The following is a 17,240-nucleotide window of genomic DNA, read 5'->3' as shown; positions in this document are numbered from 1 at the left end:
TTGATCTCAAATTCTGACCAAACGTTCCCTAAACCATTGCACCAACGCGTCAAAGTCCACGTCGCCGCTCGCGACACCTACCACTAAATCGTCAATCGGCTCATCATCAGGAATATTCAACCGATAGCCGCTGCGCTCAACCAAAAGCTCGGCGAGTAACCATGCTGTTCGCTTGTTGCCATCGACAAATCCGTGGTTCGCAACGACGCTATGCAGCAGTGCCGCGACTTTCTTCGCGATTGGGGAATGATAGCCCGAGTAGGGTCGCGCCAATGCGGACTGAATCAGGTGCAGGCTTGTCACACCTTCTCGACCACCATAGCTCAAAGCCTCATCATGCGCTGTAAATGCGTCGGCCAGCGTCAATCCGTAATGGCGGCTAGCGATCTTTCAACCGTTTCAGCGCATCGCTGCGCTTAGAGGAAGCACCCTTTACAACCGCTGCCGACTTCGGGCTTGGCACTACCGCAGCCTCAGTGGTGCGCACTTCCATCAAGCGCCCACTTTCAGCATCACGCTTCACCCAGCCTCCCTTGACGGGTGTCGTTATCGGGTCTGATCGCATCTTGTCACCCAAACAATCTTCGGTCTCTAGGCATTGTATCAGGTATTTATGAACTAGCTCAAAACTTTGAAAGCCAGCCGACACAAATTTCAGCAGATGCCCGCATGGCGGGACACACCCAAATCCGCAGCTTACTTCTTAACCTTCTCGGCAGCCGCAGCTTTCATCCGCGCTACCAATTCTTCCTTGCTGGCCTTGCCGCCGTTCGCCGATCTCTCCGCGCCGAGGCCCTTGCCAACATGGTGCTTTGGTACATTCTTGGCACCCTTGGGGTTGCCCGATTTGCTGTAATCCATAGTGCCGCCTCTTATCCTACTTGTGTTGCCCCGGTCATGCCTGAATCCGGCGCATCCCGCAACCCACAGCGAAAAGCCTCAACCCCGCGTGAATATACATCGCAAAACAAAGCATGAAAGCTTCCCAGTTGCGGAAATATTCCCAGCGCAGCCGCTTCAGGTCAGCAAAGGCGCAAAGATTTACAAAACCTTAATCACCCTGCTAACCCGTTGATTTTACGTAAGCGAGAGCCCGTCCACGCGCGGCAGGCCATTAAATCAACCCTTCAGCGGCGAACAAATCGGCCAAATTCGCCTCAGGCCGCGCTCCGAAATGCCCGATCACCTCAGCCGCCGCAACGCAGCCCATCCGGCCCGCAATCTCCAACGACCGCCCCGTCGCGATGCCAAACAAGAACCCCGCCGCGAACTGATCGCCCGCCCCGGTCGCATCGACAGGCACCACGCGGCGCACCGGAACCACGGCACGCTCATCGCCCCGGATGACGATCACTTCATCGCCCGACCGCGTGCAAACCACCAGCCCCGCATCCGCCGACGCCTGCTTCAAAGCCGCGTCCAGATCGGTCTGATACAGGCTCGACCATTCATGCTCGTTGCCGATCACGTAATCCAGATCCTTGACCAACCGCCGGAAATCCGCGCGATGCCGATCCACGCAGAACGGGTCCGACAGCGCAATCCCCGCCTGCCCGCCCGCCGCCTGACACAGCTTCGCCGCCCGCTCAAATGCCTGCATCCCCTTCGGCTTGTCGTAAAGATAGCCCTCAAGGAACAACACTGCAGCATCACCGGCCACCTCATCCGAGACATCCTCCGGCCCAAGCTCCGACGATATCCCCAGATAAGTATTCATCGACCGCTCCCCATCAGGTGCAACGAAGATCATCGAGCGCGACGTCGGCAGGTCACCACCCGAAACCGGAGCGTTGACGAAATCGGTTCCGCCCTCAGCCATCGAGGTCGCATAGAACTTACCCAACGCATCATCATGCACCCGACCAATGAACGCCGTGGTCAGGCCAAGATTGCCGAGACCCGCCAGCGTATTCGCCACCGATCCGCCCGGAGCCTGCACCCGCCCGGTCATCGCCGCATACAACAACTCGCCGCGTTCCCGCTCGACCAGTTGCATGATGCCTTTCTCAATGCCCATATTCTCTAGAAAGCTGTCATCCGCCTGAGCGAACACGTCCACGATAGCATTACCGATACCGACAACCTGATAGCGTTTCATAAGTTTTTTTCCTCGTACAAGCAGTCATCAACTATGGGGCAGATAAAACATTTCGGAGTGCGCGCGATGCAGATATACCGCCCGTGCAGAATTAGCCAGTGATGCGCGTGATGCTGGAATTCTGCGGGCACATTGTCTTCAATCGCCCGCTCGACCGCCAGCTCATCCTTACCCGGCGCGATCCCGGAGCGGTTGCCAAGCCGAAAGATATGCGTGTCCACCGCCTGCGACGGCTGACCAAACCACATGTTCAACACCACATTCGCTGTCTTCCGCCCCACACCCGACAGTGACACCAATGCGGCACGGCTGGACGGCACTTGGCCATCGAACTTTTCGATCAACAACTGCGACAGCCGGATCACATTCTTGGCCTTGTTGCGGTAAAGCCCAATGGTGCGAATATGCTCAATCACGCCCTCCTCACCCAAAGCCAACATCTTGGCGGGGGTATCGGCGATGGCGAACAGCTTGCGGGTGGCTTTGTTGACCCCCACATCCGTCGCCTGCGCTGACAAAGCCACCGCCACCACCAAAGTGAAGGCGTTGGTATGCTCCAACTCACCTTTTGGCTCGGCCTCCAACTGCTGGAACCGAATGAAAATGCGCTGCATGGCGGGGTAATCAAGCTGGCGAGTCATGGTTTTGATATGCCCGAAGCCAGGCAACCCGGCAAGCTTTAGCGCAAGAATCGGGTCGTGAAAGCCCGCATGCAAGCCTACATTGTCGGCAAGGAGACCAATATGACCGACCAATCCAGCTATCATTACGCCGTTATCGCGCGCGCATTGAAAGTCATTGACGCAAGCGGCCCAGGCCAAAGCCTTGACGATCTGGCGGCGCAAATGGGGATGAGTGCGGCGCATTTTCAACGCACTTTCTCGCAATGGGTCGGCGTGTCGCCCAAACGCTATCAACAATATCTGACGCTGGATCATGCGCGTGGCCTGCTGGCGGACCGCTTTACCGTGCTGGAAACCGCACATGCGGCGGGGCTGTCAGGCGGTGGGCGACTGCACGATCTGTTCCTGACATGGGAGGCGATGAGCCCCGGCCAATACGCTACGGGTGGCGCGGATCTGGTGATCCGTTGGGGCTATTTCCAGACCCCGTTTGGCGAGGCTTTGGTGATGGCGACATATCGCGGCATCTGCGGTCTGGGCTTTACCGAAGAGTTTGGCCGTGACTGGTCGATGGCCGATCTGACTGCCCGCTGGCCGCAAGCGACGTATCTGCAAGATCAAAACATTGAGCCTTTGCTGACAGAGGCTATGTCGGGTCGTGAGGCCCGCCTGCATTTGATCGGCGCGCCGTTTCAGATCAAAGTGTGGGAGGCTTTGATGCAAGTGCCGACGGGATATGTCACTACGTACTCACAACTTGCGGGCGCGGTTGGCCATCCAACGGCGCAGCGGGCGGTCGGCACGGCGGTTGGCCGCAATCCGATCAGCTTTCTGGTGCCGTGCCACCGGGCGTTGCGCAAATCCGGCGGGCTTGGCGGCTATCACTGGGGGCTTCCGGTGAAACGCGCCATCCTCGCATGGGAATCCGCGCGCGAGGATGCAAGGATCTAAATCTACGCTCCACGGGTTTTTCACTTTTGCGCGATAATTTGCCAAGTTCGCGCGGGAACCATGCCGCACATCCCGCGTTGCTGTATATAGGGTGCTTAGGTCGAATGCGGCCCGCACAGACATTCAGAGGCAGACATGATCTTTAAGACTCCGGTTATCATCTCCACCGCCGCGCTGTTGGCATTGACCGCTTGCGTTAATCCCGATGCCTACCCGAACGATCCCAATGCGCGCGCCAAGAATGGTGCGCTTGTTGGCGGTATGCTGGGCGCTGTAGCCGGCGGCACCAGCAAGGGAGATAACGCTTTGGCAAAAGCCGTTATCGGTGGTGCTTTGGGCGCTGCGGTCGGTGGTGCGATTGGCTCGTCGCTTGACGCTCAAGCCGCCGATCTGCGCGGTTCGCTGTCCTCGAACATTTCGGTCACCAATAACGGCTCCTACCTTGTGGTAAACATGCCGCAAGATTTGTTGTTTGCCAGCGATAGTGCAAACTTGCGGTCTGATCTGACCTCCGATCTGCGCGCCGTTGCGGCTTCGCTGAACCGTTATCCGAATTCGAACATCGAAGTTATCGGCCATACCGACAACACCGCTTCGGCAGCGTATAACCAAGACCTGTCGCAACGCCGTGCATCCGCTGTGGCGAATGTGTTGCGCGATAGCGGCGTGCCTGGTGGCCGGATTTCGGCCTACGGTCGCGGCGAAGATCAGCCGATCGCGTCGAACCTTAACGCATCGGGTCGCGCGCAAAACCGCCGGGTCGAAATTATCATTCGCCCAACGCGTTAAGCTTATCGAAAACCGCTTAAGGGGTCGGGGGAAACTCCGGCCCTTTATCATTGAGCCATGGATGGATTGGTCATATATTTGCACCAATCCAGCCGGAGCCAACGATGCCCTTCCTGAAAATTGACGCCGAAAAACTGTCGCAATCCGTGGTGCAGCAGATTGAACTGTTGATCCTGCGCGGCATCTTACGCCCCGGTGAGCGCCTTCCCTCCGAGCGCGAACTGTCAGAACGGATGGGGGTTTCACGACCTTCGTTGCGCGAGGCCGTGGCCGATCTGCAAACGCGCGGGCTGTTGACCAGCCGCCCGAACGCCGGCATTTTCGTGGCAGACGTGCTCGGATCGGCGTTTCCGCCCGCGCTGATCGGGTTGTTCTCCGCGCATGACGAAGCGGTATTTGATTACCTGGCCTTCCGCCGCGACATGGAAGGCTTGGCCGCCGAACGCGCGGCCCGTCTGGGCTCGGATACCGATTTGGCAGTGGTCGCGGCGATTTTCGCCAAGATGGAAGCAGCGCACAGCAAGCGGGATCCGTCTGATGAGGCTGAACTTGATGCGAGTTTCCACATGGCGATCATTGAGGCCAGCCACAACGTCGTTATGCTGCATATGATGCGCGCGATGTATGATTTGCTGCGGCAGGGCGTGTTCTACAATCGGCAAGTGATGTTCAAAAATCGTCTTAACCGCGACAATCTTCTGGATCAGCACCGCGCCATCAATAGCGCAATTCAGACACGTGATCCGCAGGCGGCGCGTGATGCGGTGGCGGCGCATCTGGGCTTTGTCGAAGCAGCTATGGTCGATCAGATGAAGGCGCGCCGAAACGAGGCGATCGCGCGACAACGCTTGCAGCACGAGCAGTCAAAATAGACCCAGCCAAATGAAAAAGCCCGGCGCGTGCGCCGGGCTTTTCGCAATATCGTCGGTTGGTTAGTGGAACTTAGCGTCAACCGTTGCGATCGCCGCGTCGATCGAAGCCGAAGCGGTTTGCGCGGTCGACTGCTTGGCCAACACCTCGCCTGCCGCAGCCACTGCAACCAAGATCGCGCTTTCGCGGACTTGACGCAGCGCCGCCGCTTCAGCCGAAGCAATCTGCTCCTCTGCCGCTGCCAAACGGCGGGCAATCGAGGTTTTCAGATCTTCTTTGGCCTGCTTAGCAGCGGCCTCAGCCTCTTCCTTGGCGGAAGCGATGATGCGCGCGGATTGCTCTTGCACTTCCTTATGCTTGGCATCGTAAGACGCCAGCAGCAATTTGGCTTCGTCACGCAAGGCGCGCGCTTCATCCAGTTCGGCTTTGATGCGGATCGCACGAGCATCCAGCAATCCGGCCAATTTCGCCGGAACACCTGTGTAAAGCAGGATGCCGATGAAAATCAGGAAAGCCAACAGCACCACAAAGTTGGTGTTGCGCAAGCTGATCAGTTCCGCGCCGTGATTGTTGCCAGTTAGCACAGCGACGATGCCAAGCAGAGCGACGACTAGAAAGATGTTTTTCATCGCCTTAGCCTTTCAATCGAGCGTTTACAGCGGCTGTGATCGACGCTGCATCAGACTGGCCGCCCAAAGCTGCAACCAGCTCTCCGGCGGTGTCTTTCGCCACTTCCGAGATAGCATCTTGCGCACCTGCCCGGATTTCGCCAATCCGACCCGCCGATTCCTCAGCTTTCGCCGAGATTTCAGCATCAGCCTTTGCAATCGCCGCGTTCAAATCCAACTGGATGTCAGCTTTCGCCGCGGTGACGATCTTGCCAGCCTCAGCCCGCGCCGAAACCAATGCGTCATTGTAGGCATTTTCCGCTGCCGCAACCTTTTGCTTCAGCTCTTCAGCCGCAGCAAGATCGTTGATGATCGTGCCACGACGGGTGGCTAAGGTGCCTCCGATGCGTGGCAAAGCAACCAGCTTCAGCACGAAAAAGATTAGAACCAAGGTAACAGCTAGCCAGAAAATCTGGTTCGCGAAGTGGGTCGGGTCAAGCTGCGGCATCCCTGCCTTAGCGCCTTCATGCGCAACTTCCGTTGCGGCTTCAGTGGTAGTCGTGGTCGCCATTTTGCCCTCCGTCGGACCCTTTTTGAAGTTCAAGGGCGCCGCGCAATGGCGGCACCCCTGACCGTAAGGATGCGAGCGTCAGATCAGACTGCGAACATCAACAGCAGAGCGACGAGGAACGAGAAGATCCCCAAAGCTTCTGCGAAGGCCAGACCGATGAACAGGGTCGCAGTTTGCGAGCCAGCTGCCGACGGATTGCGCAAAGCGCCAGCCAGGAAGTTGCCAGCAACATTGCCAACGCCGATTGCGGCAGCGCCAGAACCGATAGCGGCCAGACCAGCGCCGATGAATTTGCCGAGTGCGGCTGCGGTTGCGAGATCCATGATATTCTCCTTAGGATGGAATAGGTTAGATGAGGTTAAAAACTTGCGTCAGTGGCCCGGATGCAGCGCATCTTTCAGGTAAACGCAGGTCAGGATGGTAAAGACATAGGCTTGGATGAAGGCCACAAGAACCTCCAGCGCGTAGATGGCGGTGATGGCAAGGATCGACACCGGCGTTACCAGAACACCAATACCCGAGATCAGGATCATCGGCGCAAAAGCGGCGAACACTTTCATAACCGCGTGGCCTGCCATGATGTTGCCAGCAAGACGGATGGAGTGGCTGACCGGGCGCACGAAGTAGGAGATCAGCTCGATTATCGCGATCACAGGGCGCAGGATCAGCGGTGCGTCCTTCATCCAGAACAAGCCCAAGAAGTGCATCCCGTGCTTATAAAGACCTAGCAGCGTGACGAACAGGAACACGCCGATACCCATCACCGCCGTTACAGCGATATGCGATGTTGGCGAGAACGAACCGGGCAGCAGGCCGAGGATGTTTGAAAACACGATGGTCAGGAACAGAGTCATAACCATCGGGAAGTATTTCGCGCCGTCTTCGCCAGTTACATCGACAACCATGTTGCGGACGAAGTCATAGCCCAACTCACCAACCGATTGCATCCGCGACGGCACCAGCTTGCGACCAGCCGAGCCCAAAACGAACACGCCGATCACGCAAATCGCTGCCAAAAGCAACCAAACGGTGGCATTTGTTATTGTATACCAATGGATTGGGCCATCGCCGAACAGCGGGTGAACCTCAAACTGTTGCAGAGGATGGAACGACAATCCTTCGCTATGCGCTTCGCCTGCCACGTCAATCTTCCTCTTCATCGTCGGCCACCGAAGTGGCTTTTGGTTGCGGGTCAGTCGCAGAAGCGTCTGATTTTGCCTGCATTTCTTTAGCTGACCGCAGCATGGTTTTTACCCCAGCCGCAAAGCCCGCCAGTATAAAAATCACCAGAAACAGCGGCATGGTTCCCAACAGGTAATCCAGCGCGTAGCCGATGCAGAAACCGATCATCAGACCGGCCACAAGTTCTATTACCATGCGCCAAGCAAGCTGTGCCTGACGATGGTTATCCTCTTGCGCCGAACGCCGGGGCGCAGCAGCTGCTTTGGCGGTTTCGATCCGCTTTTCGAGTGCGGCAAGGCGCTCACGATCCGCATCAGATACCACGGCAATAGCCTCCAGAGGTTTGGGGGATAACTACGGATTGGGACGCTGTGAGTCAAGTGCGTAAGCTGATCCCTAAACCGTTGATTTTGCTATGGGTTTACCGGAGCAGATGAATGTTCAGCCGCGCCATATGACCGCTGGCATATTCAACCATTTGGTTGACGATCGGATTTGGTGGCCCGATAACAGTGCGATGACAGCCAATCTCGACACCGTATTCTCTGCCCTCGCCGACCCTACGCGGCGGGCGATTTTGGCGATGTTGCTGGAGGATGACATGGCCGTCACCGATGTGGCCGAGCCGTTCCAGATGAGTTTAGCCGCTATTTCTAAACATCTGGGCATCCTTGCAGAAGCCGGTTTGATCAGCCGCGAAAAGCGCGGGCGGGTGATATGGTGCAAGCTAGAGCCGGATGCGATGCGAAGCGCGAGTGTGTGGATGCAGGGGTTCGGACAGTTCGAGCCGGTTGATCTGGATGCGTTTGAGCGGTTTTTGGAGGGCGAGTTAGCGGAGGATGAAAACAGCGTTGAAACGCTGGATTAACCTTTGGAATTGCCCGGTTTTTGGTGGCTGGAAAACTGCCATAGGTTTGTATCGCTCTGACGGTAATCATTTATTTCTTGAACCAGCCGGCATACTCGGCCCGCAGTAGGTTCTTTTGCACCTTACCCATGGTGTTTCGCGGCAGATCGCTGACAACGACAGCAGCCTTCGGTTGCTTGAAGCGCGCTAGGTTTTGCGCGACCTGTGCAAGTACCGCCGCAGGATCAAGTTTCGCGCCTTTGCGCGGCGCGAGCACCGCGAACACCGCCTCGCCAAAATCCGGATGCGGCAGGCCGATCACAGCGGATTCCATCACTCCGGGCACCTCATCAAGCAAAAGTTCCAGCTCTTTCGGGTAAACGTTAAAGCCGCCGGTGATTATCAAATCTTTGGCGCGACCGACGATGGTGATGTAGCCATCAGCGTCCCGCGTGGCGAGATCGCCGGTAAGGAACCAGCCATCAGCGCTTAGCTCCTCGGCGGTTTTCTCTGGCATCTGCCAGTAACCCCTGAACACGTTTGGTCCGCGCACTTCGATCACACCCACCTCGCCCGCCGCCACTTCCGCGCCATGCGCAATGAGGCGCAGTTCGACACCCGGCAGTGCCAAACCCACGGTTCCGGCACGCCGCTCGCCGTCATAGGGGTTGGACGTGTTCATGTTGGTTTCGGTCATGCCATAACGCTCAAGGATGCGATGGCCGGTTTGCGCTTCAAACGCGACATGGGTTTCGGCCAACAACGGTGCCGAGCCCGAGATAAACACCCGCATGTGCTGAGCCGCTTGCGACAGACCTGGGGTATCAAGCAGGCGCGTGTAGAACGTCGGCACCCCCATCATTACAGTGGCTTTCGGCAACAATCGGATCACGGTTTCAGCATCAAACCCCGGCAGAAAGATCATCTTGCCCCCCGTCAGCAGACTGACGTTAGAGGCGACAAACAACCCATGCGTGTGAAAGATCGGCAGCGCGTGCAGCAGCGTGTCGGCTGCGGTGAACTGCCAGACCTGCGCCAAAGCCTGCGCGTTAGATAGCAGATTGTCATGGGTCAGCATCGCACCCTTAGAACGCCCGGTGGTTCCAGAGGTATATAGGATCGCCGCACGATCACCCGGCGCGCAGTCTGTCGGCGTAAAGTCATCCGACTGCAGCGCGGCCAGATCGGGAAAACTGCCGTCTGCGTAGCCGCCCAGTGTCCGCAGATGCACCGCATAAGCCGTCGCGATCGGTTGCAGGCTGGCGGATTTCGCCGGATCACATAAGAAAACTTTTGGCGTGGCGTTGCCGATAAAATAATCCAGCTCGGCTGCGGTATAGGCAGGGTTTAGCGGCAGAAAAATCGCGCCCATGCTGACAGAGGCCGCATAGATTGCCAACGCTTCGGGCGATTTTGCAATTTGCACGGCGACCCGGTCCCCCGGCCGCACCCCAAGGCTGTGCAGAGCATGGGCATAGCGCGCAATCTGGGCATGAAACACCACGCCCGAGATCTCGCGACCGTCTTGCAGCAGCAAAAGCGGCGTTTCCCGACGGGCCAAGGGCGCGAAAAGTGCATCATAAAGTGGGTTCGGCATCGACGTTCCTTTCGGCCTTTGCTGCACTATCGCCGATAGGCGCGCCTCTCGCAAAGCCTGCCTCGAAACCAACTGCCTCAAACGTCACTGAATTGGCTCGAAAGCACCGTTTGAGTGACATTTTCCCGCCGCGTTTCAACTCCAGATTGGTTACGTGAAATGCAGCCTACAGGAGATCCCCATGAAATTCGGCTACGCTCTGTTCGCCCGGTTTGGCTTGTTTACGCAAAAGCCAGACGCAGGTAACGATCTGTTCGATACGCGACTGGAACGCACTCGTAGCCGTGAGGCGCGGCGTGAGGCGCTACCGCTGCTGTTCAGAACGAGACTGTCACACCTGGAAGCCTAAGCTCTTTCAGCAGATCGCGCAGTTCTTGCCGCGCTGCGATGTTAGACAGGTTCAGCTGATCAACGCCGGTATCCTTGAGATCCAACAGCGTCAGCCCGCGCGGAAATAGCTCGCGAAAGATCACTCGTTCGGAAAATCCGGGTGAGACACGAAAGCCGATGCGCTTGGAAAGTTCTTCTAACGCCGCGCCGACTTTCTTCTTGTTGTGCATTTGTTGCGCGCCCAAACGATTGCGCAGCACGATCCAGTCGATAGGCTTCAGCCCGGCCTGCGCGCGCAGTTGTCGCGCATTCCAGACCATCTCTGAATAAATCGACGGGCCTTTGACGCGCCCGGTTTCCGCATCGACGCGGGCCAGCAGATCAAAGTCGATGAAGCTGTCGTTCAAGGGGGTAATCAGCGTGTCGGCAAGCGAATGTGCGACTTGGCTCAAGCGCGTGTGGCTGCCGGGGCAGTCGATCAGGATGAAATCGGAAACCTGTTCCAACTTTGCCACCGCTGCAGAGAGCCGCGCATCAAAGGCGTTCTCGCCCTGCGCCAAGGATCCCGGCTCAAGCTCGGGCAAATCGCTGTAATCTGGGGTCGGCAGAGAAAGGTTGGCGCGCGCCATGAAAGCGCGGCGGTTCTCAACATAGCGGCCGAAGGACTTTTGCCGCAGATCGAGATCGAGCCCGCCCACCCGATGCCCCATTCGGCACAACGCTGTCGCCACATGCATACAGGTGGTGGATTTACCCGAACCGCCCTTCTCATTGCCGACAACGATAATATGCGCCATGCCGCGTCCCCTTTGGTCTGTGAAACTTGCTATACGGTCCCGGCCGTTTGCATTCAATCCGCATCGAATTGATTGCAAACCAAGACGAGAACGGCGCTAAGAATGTCGCGATTTATGGTAGTTGGTGGCTTGGGACGTCGTTTTACGACATCGGCACTTCCGCTTCACAAAACTGCACCATGTTGATGCATCGATCAGTCGGCCAATCGGTGCGGTGCCAGCAGTAGCGATTTGGTGCTTTCAGCGGGCGAAACTCCCACACCACAAGCGTGCCGTTTGGGGTTAAGATTTCTTCATCGTCAAAGCGGATTTCAATACCGCGCTGGGTAGGGTGCAGCACGGTGAACGGCAAATCCAAGCTAACATGCATGTTCGGTCCCTGCGGATCGCTGACCACCTGCAAATCGCCGCGGGTGTTTTGATCAGCGAAAGTCAGGCGCTGCACGGCTTGAGTGCAGTCTGCGCCATCGGGATGCGGATCGCCATAAATGCCCGACAGACGCTGAAACATATTGACGTCGGCAAAGGCCGGCGTGCTGCAAAATAACAGGGCAAACAGGATGCGAGACATAAGACTTCGTGCCACCTAATTGCGGCGAAACTTCGGGCATGCATGTAAAAAAGGGCGCCTCCGCGGAGACGCCCCAATTCTCGCAGCGGTGTTGGATCAGAAACCCAGACCGGCGTATTTGTTCTTGAACTTCGACACGCGACCGCCGGTGTCCATCAGTTTTGCCGAGCCACCGGTCCAGGCCGGGTGTGCCAGCGGGTCGATGTCCAGCGCCATTTGGTCGCCTTCTTTGCCCCAAGTGGTTTTGGCTTGGAACAGGGTGCCATCGGTCATTTTGACGGTGATGGTGTGATAGTCGGGGTGAATTCCGTCTTTCATCGCTCTGCTCCTTACTCTGCTTTGGCTTTGTAGTTGGTGTCTTCGACGATCCGGGCCGACTTGCCGCGACGATCGCGCAGATAATACAGCTTGGCACGACGCACGCGGCCGCGACGGACCACTTCGAAGCTGTCGATGTTGGTCGAATACAGCGGGAACACACGTTCCACGCCTTCGCCGAACGAGATTTTACGCACGGTGAACGAAGCAGAGATGGTCGAGCCACCTTTGCGAGCGATCACGACGCCTTCATAATTCTGTACGCGTGAGCGGGTGCCCTCGGTAACTTTGTAGCCGACTTTCACGGTATCACCGGCTTTGAAATCCGGGATTTTCTTGCCGAGCGCAGCGATCTGCTCGGCTTCGATGATGGCGATAATATTCATCGCAGTTCCTTTGTTTGCAGGGTTTTCCCCGACGTGATGCAGCCGTAGAGCTTCTGGTCTTCGATCGGGTCGCTATCGATTCTGGTTCTCAACCGGAATTGATAACCCCGCCAGAGATGCGGCTTGCTTTTGAAGTCCGAAGTTCCGGCCAGACTCGCGGAAGAAGGCAAGCATTGCGGCCAAAAAGAATCGGGCCCGATGGGCTTTTGACCCCGGACAAGGCGCGTATAGGGTGGCTGACGGGATGGGTCAAGGGGCGCGCCTAAAGCGTTAGGCCCAACGGGTGACCTCATAGCGTCGTTCGCAATTCACCGCTACGGCAACTCGACCCAGCCTCGCCGACAATGCGCGCTTGTTGCAGCGCGTGACCGCGTTCGTACTCGGCCGCTGGATTGCTTGTGCCATCACGCTTTGTAAGCTAGCTTCAGACAACTTCTCGGATTCTTAGACCCATTTTAAAACTACTTTTGCGTAAGCCAATCGAAACAACGGCTGCGTTAGGCCGAGCCTGTTCTCGACCGCCACGATCCACTTTTATGCGTCATATTTAAGGAACACACATTGGCAACCTATCGTCACGATTGGGATATCGGTCCGGTATCCCCTACGGTAACTGCGCTTCTGGCAATGTCGATTTTGCAGGCTCGGCCCAATTCCATTTTTCCTTTTACGGTTTCAGGCCGGGGCGGGGCGTCGTCGATCTTGTTGGGAACGACCTACGATTTGATCGATACAATGGGGCCATTTGACAATATGGGCACTGGGTCTGATCCAGTAACGGTAACGGCAGTTGCACCGCTGGCTTTCACTTTCACCACATTGGCCGGCCATCATCGGGGCGCTGGGCAGACAATCTCGTTTGAGTGTTATGAGAAGGCTGGCGTGGTCGAACTGGCGCAATATGGCACTTACGTCAGCACTTGGTCGCACCCTTTCACCTCGGCATTCAATCTAGGTGCCAACGCAGGGGCTTCGGGCGCATGGGCGTTGCAGGCGCACAACCTGCGTCTGGCTCTCGACATCGCCACAATTCCGGTGCGCTTCACCGTCTGGTAGCCATGCTGAGGTAAGCCTGTGGACGGGCCTCAATCTAAGCCTTGCGACGCAGATAGGCTTGCCACAGGTCAGGCCGCCGCAGTTTTGTGATTTCTTCTGACTGCGCCTGCCGCCATTTTGCGATGGCGGCGTGGTTGCCAGATTGCAAAACCTCAGGGATGGGCAAGTCGTTCCACACGGCAGGGCGGGTGTATTGCGGGTGCTCTAGCAGGCCATCGGAAAAGGATTCCTCTACCGTAGAGTGTTGGTTTCCCAGCACTTTCGGTAGAAGCCGCACCGTCGCATCTATGAGTGCGGTGGCTGCAATTTCGCCCCCGGTCAACACGAAATCACCAAGCGAGACTTCCTCGATATCGTGATGATCGAGCAGCCGTTGATCAACGCCTTCAAAGCGACCACAGAGCATAGTGATGCCATCGCAGGCGGCGAAGCGGCGGGCCATGGCTTGATTGAAGGGCTTGCCACGCGGCGAAAGATAAATCACTGGCCAGCGGTTGCGGTCGCGCGGGGTGTGTTGCGCGGCATCGTTCAATGCCAGATCCAGCACATCGGCGCGCAGCACCATGCCCGCACCACCGCCCGCCGGGGTGTCATCGACGTTAAGGTGCTTGCCCTGCCCAAAGCTGCGCAAGTTTATCACATCCAACGCCCAAAGGCCGAGATCCAGCGCCTTGCCAGTTAGAGAAACGCCCAAAATACCCGGGAATGCGTCTGGCATCAGGGTGATGATCTTCGCCCGCCACGCATCCTTAACATGCAGCGGCTCCTCCATCAAATCGCGCGGTTTCAGGCTGGCGCGGATTGAAATGCGGCCATGCGATTTTGTGGGCGGGGTGTCGGGCGTGTCGGAAGTATCGGTCATACCGGCTTTTAGCCTTTGAGTGGGCGCGCCGCTAGGGCGTTTGCGTTGCGGTGAAACCGCCCGTGGTGCGCGCATTGCAAAGGGGCTAAAATCAGAGCTTACGCCAAGCCATCTTCCGGCTGCGCGGCGTCGGTGGCGGCGATCAAATCGCGCAGCGGTGTTTCGGCCCTTGTGTTAATGTACTTCGCCGCCGCTGCCTCTAGTAGATCAAAGCTGGGGGATTTCCCCCAAATTTCTGCGTGTTGCGGCATCGCTTCGGCGAGGCGGCTGGCATAAAGCGCGATCAGATCGGGGTCTTCGGGCACCAAAGCCATTGCCAACGTCGGGCCATCTCCCGGCACTTCCACGATCAGGCCAGGGTCGGTGCTGTGCAAGATCAGAGCGATGATTTCGGCACGGTTCGCACCCGCACGCGCACGCTCAAACAAAGCCGTGCGGACATAGGCAGGCTCCGCAAATGCCGACAGCGCCAGCAAATGTTGGGCGATGGCAGCGGGCGGGGTATCGTCGGGCAGATCGGCAAGCGGAGCAATCATCCGTCGCGCGGTGTTCATCTCGCTGACCTCGACCGGATTGGCGGGGTGCGCGATCTGATCAATGGCGTGATCTAGAAAGTCATTGACGCCATGGGGCTTCCACGGGTTCCAGATCAACCGGGCGAGCGGGATCGACAGGAACGAAATCGCGACGGGCAGCATCTCGGTGTAAAGCGGCACGAAGCCCAGAGCGCCACCAATGCCGCGACCGACGCCGAACAGCAATGCCACGAAAAGCAACTGCAGTGCTGCGTTGCTGGCAAGGGTGGCCCAAGCCGGATACTGCGTCCACTCATGGAATTGACGCGGCCATTGCTGCGGGCGCAGGATGAACTGCCACAGCAAGAACAGTACCATAAACACCGGCACCAGCGGCCAACCAAAGCCGCCAAGCCCCGCCAGCAGTGGCCCGATATACAAGAGCGCCGTCGCACCCATCAGCCATCGCATACGGTTATGCATGAAGCCCCCATTTCGCCTGCGCGCAGAGTGGCTTAGCAAGTTAGTTTAGTCCAGCCCTTGCTGTTGGGTGGCACCAAAGATCGTTTGGGTAATAGGCCGACACAGGGCAGAGCCGACCGCGGGATCACGCGCCGAGGCAGCCTCTTTTACAGGATTTCTGCTGGCCTCGGTTGCAAAAGCGACCTCCCGGCGGGAGGCCCTCCTCTCGACGATTGCAAATTGCTATCGCCTGCCGGGCAATGGGCGCTGACCGGCGCGCTTCGCCCTTGATATCGGAATAAGGCCGCTCTGACCCTATTCCAAACCTTCCGGCGGATCGACGACTATGCGGCCTGCGGCGAGATCGACGGTCGGCACCACGGCAAGCGTGAACGGCAGCAGCAGCCCGGATTTCAGGCCGGGGCCAGCGATTTCGAGCAGATCGCCCGCGCCGTGGTTATGCACTGCCAGCACGCGACCGAGTTCAGCGCCGCCGGTATCGAAGGCGGCGAGGCCGATCAGATCGGCGTGGTAGAATTCATCATCCGGTAAACGGGGGAGTTTTTTCTTGTCAACATAGAGGCTTATCCCCTTCAGGGCGTCGGCCTGTTCCTTGGTTTCCACACCAGCGATGCGCGCGCCAAGACCGCCTGCGACGGGCTTCGTCAGTTTGACCTTATAGCTGGTCTGGCCGTCTTCGCTGAACAATGGTCCGTAAGACGCGATGGCTTCGGGGTCAGAGCAAAAGCTTTTCAGCCGCACCTCACCTTGGATGCCGAAAGAGCCTGCGATGGCGCCGACGCAGATGTGGTCTGGGTTGGGCATTGGGCTCTCCGATGTTAAGATGCGGCCCCCAAGGTTAGGGAGCCGCAGTTTTCAATGTTCAGCGATTATTCTGCAGCTGCCGGAGCTTCTGCACGCGCTGCTTTTTTCTTGGTCAGCTCAGCCATACGTTTGCCGGGAACTGCCGATTTCGGGTTCGAGCGAACCTTTTTCGCCAGCACGCCAGCAGCTTCCAGCATACGCGCGATACGGTCGGTCGGCTGCGCGCCTTGGCTCAGCCAATGTTTCACGCGGTCGAGATCCATTTTCACACGCTCTTCGCTGTCTTTGGCGAGCAGCGGGTTATAGGTGCCGAGTTTTTCGAGGAAACGGCCATCGCGCGGGTTGCGGCTGTCGGTTGCAACGATCGAATAGTGCGGGCGCTTCTTAGAACCACCGCGCGCGAGGCGAATTTTCATGGACATAGTGTAGTCTCCTTAGGTTTGGTTTGAACCGCAGTTTGCGGCTATTTCTGTAGTTGTTCGTGATGCCTGATAACTTCGGAAATGATGAAGGTCAGGAATTTCTTGGCAAATTCGGGGTCGAGATCGGCTTCTTTCGAAAGCCATTCCAGCCGTTCGATCTGGCGGGCTTCCCGCGTCGGATCAGATGCTGGCAGGTCGTGTTCAGCTTTCAGGCGGCCAACGGCTTGGGTGCGCTTGAAGCGTTCGGCAAGGGTGTAGACGAGGATCGCATCGAGGCGGTCGATGCTCTCTCGGTGATCTTTCAGCAATTCGGCGGCGATGATGGTGGCGTCGGTCATTGCAAGTTCTCCGGTGCTGGATGGCGCCATATCTGGCTGACACCGAAGGTTTCGTGAATGAATTCGCCGTCGAGGCTGCAGCCCATGCGTTGCGCTAGGGCCTTGCTGCGGAGGTTTTCGGCGGCGATCAGGCTGATGGCGGTTTTCCAGCCCAAAGCGGTGTAGGCATGGGCGCGGGCAGCGAGGGCAGCCTCATACGCGAGGCCGCGGCCTTCGGCTTCA

27 protein-coding genes are annotated in these 17,240 nt (G+C 57.8%); 6 read left to right on the top strand and 21 right to left on the bottom strand.

Features of this window, described 5'->3' with window-relative positions; all coding sequences use genetic code 11:
- Nucleotides 1–6 precede the first annotated feature (6 nt).
- The 5 genes from JWS10_RS06885 to nth form a co-directional block, all read right to left on the bottom strand.
- On the bottom strand, nucleotides 7–366 hold the full coding sequence (locus tag JWS10_RS06885) for a type II toxin-antitoxin system death-on-curing family toxin (RefSeq protein WP_299505735.1): 360 nt from the start codon (nucleotides 364–366) through the stop codon (nucleotides 7–9).
- A gap of 13 nt (nucleotides 367–379) precedes the next feature.
- Complete coding sequence (locus tag JWS10_RS06880) at nucleotides 380–523, bottom strand: hypothetical protein (RefSeq protein ID WP_299505732.1); 144 nt, start codon at nucleotides 521–523, stop codon at nucleotides 380–382.
- Nucleotides 524–696: 173 nt separating this feature from the next.
- Nucleotides 697–861, bottom strand: a complete 165-nt coding sequence (locus JWS10_RS06875; RefSeq protein WP_299483287.1) for a hypothetical protein — start codon at nucleotides 859–861, stop codon at nucleotides 697–699.
- Nucleotides 862–1,114: 253 nt separating this feature from the next.
- Complete coding sequence (locus tag JWS10_RS06870; protein ID WP_299505729.1) at nucleotides 1,115–2,098, bottom strand: adenosine kinase; 984 nt, start codon at nucleotides 2,096–2,098, stop codon at nucleotides 1,115–1,117.
- Nucleotides 2,095–2,739, bottom strand: a complete 645-nt coding sequence (gene nth, locus JWS10_RS06865; protein ID WP_299505726.1) for an endonuclease III — start codon at nucleotides 2,737–2,739, stop codon at nucleotides 2,095–2,097. Before nth ends, JWS10_RS06870 begins: the two co-directional genes overlap by 4 nt.
- Nucleotides 2,740–2,841: 102 nt before the next feature.
- Here nth and JWS10_RS06860 point away from each other — a divergent pair, with 102 nt between their 5' ends.
- The 3 genes from JWS10_RS06860 (at nucleotide 2,842) to JWS10_RS06850 (ending at nucleotide 5,333) form a co-directional block, all read left to right on the top strand.
- Nucleotides 2,842–3,672, top strand: coding sequence for a methylated-DNA--[protein]-cysteine S-methyltransferase (locus JWS10_RS06860; RefSeq protein WP_299505724.1), 831 nt, complete (start codon nucleotides 2,842–2,844; stop codon nucleotides 3,670–3,672).
- Nucleotides 3,673–3,807: 135 nt separating this feature from the next.
- A complete protein-coding gene (locus JWS10_RS06855) occupies nucleotides 3,808–4,461 on the top strand; it encodes an OmpA family protein (protein ID WP_299473283.1) in 654 nt (217 codons plus the stop codon).
- A gap of 104 nt (nucleotides 4,462–4,565) precedes the next feature.
- Complete coding sequence (locus JWS10_RS06850) at nucleotides 4,566–5,333, top strand: FCD domain-containing protein (protein WP_299473287.1); 768 nt, start codon at nucleotides 4,566–4,568, stop codon at nucleotides 5,331–5,333.
- A 60-nt stretch (nucleotides 5,334–5,393) separates the two neighbouring features.
- Here JWS10_RS06850 and JWS10_RS06845 read toward each other — a convergent pair whose 3' ends face one another.
- The 5 genes from JWS10_RS06845 to JWS10_RS06825 form a co-directional block, all read right to left on the bottom strand.
- On the bottom strand, nucleotides 5,394–5,960 hold the full coding sequence (locus JWS10_RS06845) for an ATP F0F1 synthase subunit B (protein WP_299505722.1): 567 nt from the start codon (nucleotides 5,958–5,960) through the stop codon (nucleotides 5,394–5,396).
- A 4-nt stretch (nucleotides 5,961–5,964) separates the two neighbouring features.
- Entirely contained in the window at nucleotides 5,965–6,510 is a 546-nt protein-coding gene (locus JWS10_RS06840; RefSeq protein WP_299505720.1) for a F0F1 ATP synthase subunit B', read from the bottom strand.
- Nucleotides 6,511–6,593: 83 nt separating this feature from the next.
- A complete protein-coding gene (locus tag JWS10_RS06835) occupies nucleotides 6,594–6,833 on the bottom strand; it encodes a F0F1 ATP synthase subunit C (protein WP_054005488.1) in 240 nt (79 codons plus the stop codon).
- Nucleotides 6,834–6,881: 48 nt separating this feature from the next.
- Nucleotides 6,882–7,670, bottom strand: coding sequence for a F0F1 ATP synthase subunit A (locus JWS10_RS06830; RefSeq protein WP_299473310.1), 789 nt, complete (start codon nucleotides 7,668–7,670; stop codon nucleotides 6,882–6,884).
- On the bottom strand, nucleotides 7,654–8,016 hold the full coding sequence (locus JWS10_RS06825; RefSeq protein WP_299473313.1) for an AtpZ/AtpI family protein: 363 nt from the start codon (nucleotides 8,014–8,016) through the stop codon (nucleotides 7,654–7,656). The genes JWS10_RS06830 and JWS10_RS06825 overlap by 17 nt, the downstream gene beginning before the upstream one ends.
- Before the next feature lie 193 nt (nucleotides 8,017–8,209).
- Between JWS10_RS06825 and JWS10_RS06820 the strand changes: the two genes are divergently transcribed.
- Nucleotides 8,210–8,560 carry a metalloregulator ArsR/SmtB family transcription factor gene (locus JWS10_RS06820; protein ID WP_299473401.1) on the top strand — a complete coding sequence of 117 codons (351 nt, stop codon included), beginning with the start codon at nucleotides 8,210–8,212 and terminating at the stop codon, nucleotides 8,558–8,560.
- Between the two features lie 70 nt (nucleotides 8,561–8,630).
- On the opposite strand, the gene JWS10_RS06815 is transcribed toward JWS10_RS06820, so the two are convergent.
- A complete protein-coding gene (locus JWS10_RS06815) occupies nucleotides 8,631–10,136 on the bottom strand; it encodes a malonyl-CoA synthase (RefSeq protein ID WP_299505718.1) in 1,506 nt (501 codons plus the stop codon).
- Between the two features lie 181 nt (nucleotides 10,137–10,317).
- Here JWS10_RS06815 and JWS10_RS06810 point away from each other — a divergent pair, with 181 nt between their 5' ends.
- Nucleotides 10,318–10,485 (top strand): hypothetical protein, encoded by a 168-nt coding sequence (locus tag JWS10_RS06810; RefSeq protein ID WP_299505717.1) that lies wholly within the window; start codon nucleotides 10,318–10,320, stop codon nucleotides 10,483–10,485.
- Here JWS10_RS06810 and JWS10_RS06805 read toward each other — a convergent pair.
- The 4 genes from JWS10_RS06805 to rplS form a co-directional block, all read right to left on the bottom strand.
- On the bottom strand, nucleotides 10,454–11,263 hold the full coding sequence (locus JWS10_RS06805) for a division plane positioning ATPase MipZ (protein WP_299473322.1): 810 nt from the start codon (nucleotides 11,261–11,263) through the stop codon (nucleotides 10,454–10,456). The genes JWS10_RS06810 and JWS10_RS06805 overlap by 32 nt on opposite strands.
- A gap of 142 nt (nucleotides 11,264–11,405) precedes the next feature.
- Nucleotides 11,406–11,834, bottom strand: coding sequence for a hypothetical protein (locus JWS10_RS06800; protein ID WP_299505715.1), 429 nt, complete (start codon nucleotides 11,832–11,834; stop codon nucleotides 11,406–11,408).
- A gap of 96 nt (nucleotides 11,835–11,930) precedes the next feature.
- Nucleotides 11,931–12,152 carry a 50S ribosomal protein L31 gene (gene rpmE / locus JWS10_RS06795; protein WP_054005494.1) on the bottom strand — a complete coding sequence of 74 codons (222 nt, stop codon included), beginning with the start codon at nucleotides 12,150–12,152 and terminating at the stop codon, nucleotides 11,931–11,933.
- An 11-nt stretch (nucleotides 12,153–12,163) separates the two neighbouring features.
- The gene (gene rplS, locus JWS10_RS06790) at nucleotides 12,164–12,538 is read right to left on the bottom strand and encodes a 50S ribosomal protein L19 (protein WP_299505713.1); all 375 of its coding nucleotides are present in this window, start codon (nucleotides 12,536–12,538) and stop codon (nucleotides 12,164–12,166) included.
- 561 nt (nucleotides 12,539–13,099) lie between these two features.
- On the opposite strand from rplS, the gene JWS10_RS06785 reads away from it, so the two are divergent.
- Nucleotides 13,100–13,594 (top strand): hypothetical protein, encoded by a 495-nt coding sequence (locus JWS10_RS06785; protein ID WP_299505711.1) that lies wholly within the window; start codon nucleotides 13,100–13,102, stop codon nucleotides 13,592–13,594.
- A gap of 34 nt (nucleotides 13,595–13,628) precedes the next feature.
- Here the strand turns inward: JWS10_RS06785 and trmD are convergent, their stop codons facing one another.
- From trmD to JWS10_RS06755, 6 genes are all read right to left on the bottom strand, one after another.
- Complete coding sequence (trmD, locus tag JWS10_RS06780) at nucleotides 13,629–14,456, bottom strand: tRNA (guanosine(37)-N1)-methyltransferase TrmD (RefSeq protein WP_299505709.1); 828 nt, start codon at nucleotides 14,454–14,456, stop codon at nucleotides 13,629–13,631.
- 98 nt (nucleotides 14,457–14,554) lie between these two features.
- Nucleotides 14,555–15,454 (bottom strand): hypothetical protein, encoded by a 900-nt coding sequence (locus tag JWS10_RS06775; protein WP_299505707.1) that lies wholly within the window; start codon nucleotides 15,452–15,454, stop codon nucleotides 14,555–14,557.
- Between the two features lie 294 nt (nucleotides 15,455–15,748).
- Nucleotides 15,749–16,258, bottom strand: coding sequence for a ribosome maturation factor RimM (gene rimM / locus JWS10_RS06770; RefSeq protein ID WP_299505705.1), 510 nt, complete (start codon nucleotides 16,256–16,258; stop codon nucleotides 15,749–15,751).
- 65 nt (nucleotides 16,259–16,323) lie between these two features.
- On the bottom strand, nucleotides 16,324–16,680 hold the full coding sequence (gene rpsP, locus JWS10_RS06765) for a 30S ribosomal protein S16 (protein WP_299473350.1): 357 nt from the start codon (nucleotides 16,678–16,680) through the stop codon (nucleotides 16,324–16,326).
- A gap of 41 nt (nucleotides 16,681–16,721) precedes the next feature.
- On the bottom strand, nucleotides 16,722–17,018 hold the full coding sequence (locus JWS10_RS06760; protein ID WP_299473353.1) for a chorismate mutase: 297 nt from the start codon (nucleotides 17,016–17,018) through the stop codon (nucleotides 16,722–16,724).
- Nucleotides 17,015–17,240 (bottom strand): GNAT family N-acetyltransferase (locus JWS10_RS06755; RefSeq protein ID WP_299505703.1); only part of this gene is annotated, 226 nt, incomplete at its 5' end. The genes JWS10_RS06755 and JWS10_RS06760, both read right to left, overlap by 4 nt.

Source organism: Cypionkella sp., assembly GCF_028290025.1.
GTDB lineage: Bacteria > Pseudomonadota > Alphaproteobacteria > Rhodobacterales > Rhodobacteraceae > Cypionkella.
Note: the sequence above shows the minus strand (reverse complement) of the source record. Positions and strands in the feature narration are given on the sequence as shown.

Coding starts and splice junctions, on each gene's coding strand:
- JWS10_RS06875 (WP_299483287.1), bottom strand. CDS start 861: ATGGATTACAGCAAATCGGGCAACCCCAAGGGTGCCAAGAATGTACCA.
- JWS10_RS06870 (WP_299505729.1), bottom strand. CDS start 2,098: ATGAAACGCTATCAGGTTGTCGGTATCGGTAATGCTATCGTGGACGTG.
- nth (WP_299505726.1), bottom strand. CDS start 2,739: ATGACTCGCCAGCTTGATTACCCCGCCATGCAGCGCATTTTCATTCGG.
- JWS10_RS06860 (WP_299505724.1), top strand. CDS start 2,842: ATGACCGACCAATCCAGCTATCATTACGCCGTTATCGCGCGCGCATTG.
- JWS10_RS06855 (WP_299473283.1), top strand. CDS start 3,808: ATGATCTTTAAGACTCCGGTTATCATCTCCACCGCCGCGCTGTTGGCA.
- JWS10_RS06850 (WP_299473287.1), top strand. CDS start 4,566: ATGCCCTTCCTGAAAATTGACGCCGAAAAACTGTCGCAATCCGTGGTG.
- JWS10_RS06845 (WP_299505722.1), bottom strand. CDS start 5,960: ATGAAAAACATCTTTCTAGTCGTCGCTCTGCTTGGCATCGTCGCTGTG.
- JWS10_RS06840 (WP_299505720.1), bottom strand. CDS start 6,510: ATGGCGACCACGACTACCACTGAAGCCGCAACGGAAGTTGCGCATGAA.
- JWS10_RS06835 (WP_054005488.1), bottom strand. CDS start 6,833: ATGGATCTCGCAACCGCAGCCGCACTCGGCAAATTCATCGGCGCTGGT.
- JWS10_RS06830 (WP_299473310.1), bottom strand. CDS start 7,670: ATGAAGAGGAAGATTGACGTGGCAGGCGAAGCGCATAGCGAAGGATTG.
- JWS10_RS06820 (WP_299473401.1), top strand. CDS start 8,210: ATGACAGCCAATCTCGACACCGTATTCTCTGCCCTCGCCGACCCTACG.
- JWS10_RS06815 (WP_299505718.1), bottom strand. CDS start 10,136: ATGCCGAACCCACTTTATGATGCACTTTTCGCGCCCTTGGCCCGTCGG.
- JWS10_RS06810 (WP_299505717.1), top strand. CDS start 10,318: ATGAAATTCGGCTACGCTCTGTTCGCCCGGTTTGGCTTGTTTACGCAA.
- JWS10_RS06805 (WP_299473322.1), bottom strand. CDS start 11,263: ATGGCGCATATTATCGTTGTCGGCAATGAGAAGGGCGGTTCGGGTAAA.
- JWS10_RS06800 (WP_299505715.1), bottom strand. CDS start 11,834: ATGTCTCGCATCCTGTTTGCCCTGTTATTTTGCAGCACGCCGGCCTTT.
- rpmE (WP_054005494.1), bottom strand. CDS start 12,152: ATGAAAGACGGAATTCACCCCGACTATCACACCATCACCGTCAAAATG.
- rplS (WP_299505713.1), bottom strand. CDS start 12,538: ATGAATATTATCGCCATCATCGAAGCCGAGCAGATCGCTGCGCTCGGC.
- trmD (WP_299505709.1), bottom strand. CDS start 14,456: ATGACCGATACTTCCGACACGCCCGACACCCCGCCCACAAAATCGCAT.
- JWS10_RS06775 (WP_299505707.1), bottom strand. CDS start 15,454: ATGCATAACCGTATGCGATGGCTGATGGGTGCGACGGCGCTCTTGTAT.
- rimM (WP_299505705.1), bottom strand. CDS start 16,258: ATGCCCAACCCAGACCACATCTGCGTCGGCGCCATCGCAGGCTCTTTC.
- rpsP (WP_299473350.1), bottom strand. CDS start 16,680: ATGTCCATGAAAATTCGCCTCGCGCGCGGTGGTTCTAAGAAGCGCCCG.
- JWS10_RS06760 (WP_299473353.1), bottom strand. CDS start 17,018: ATGACCGACGCCACCATCATCGCCGCCGAATTGCTGAAAGATCACCGA.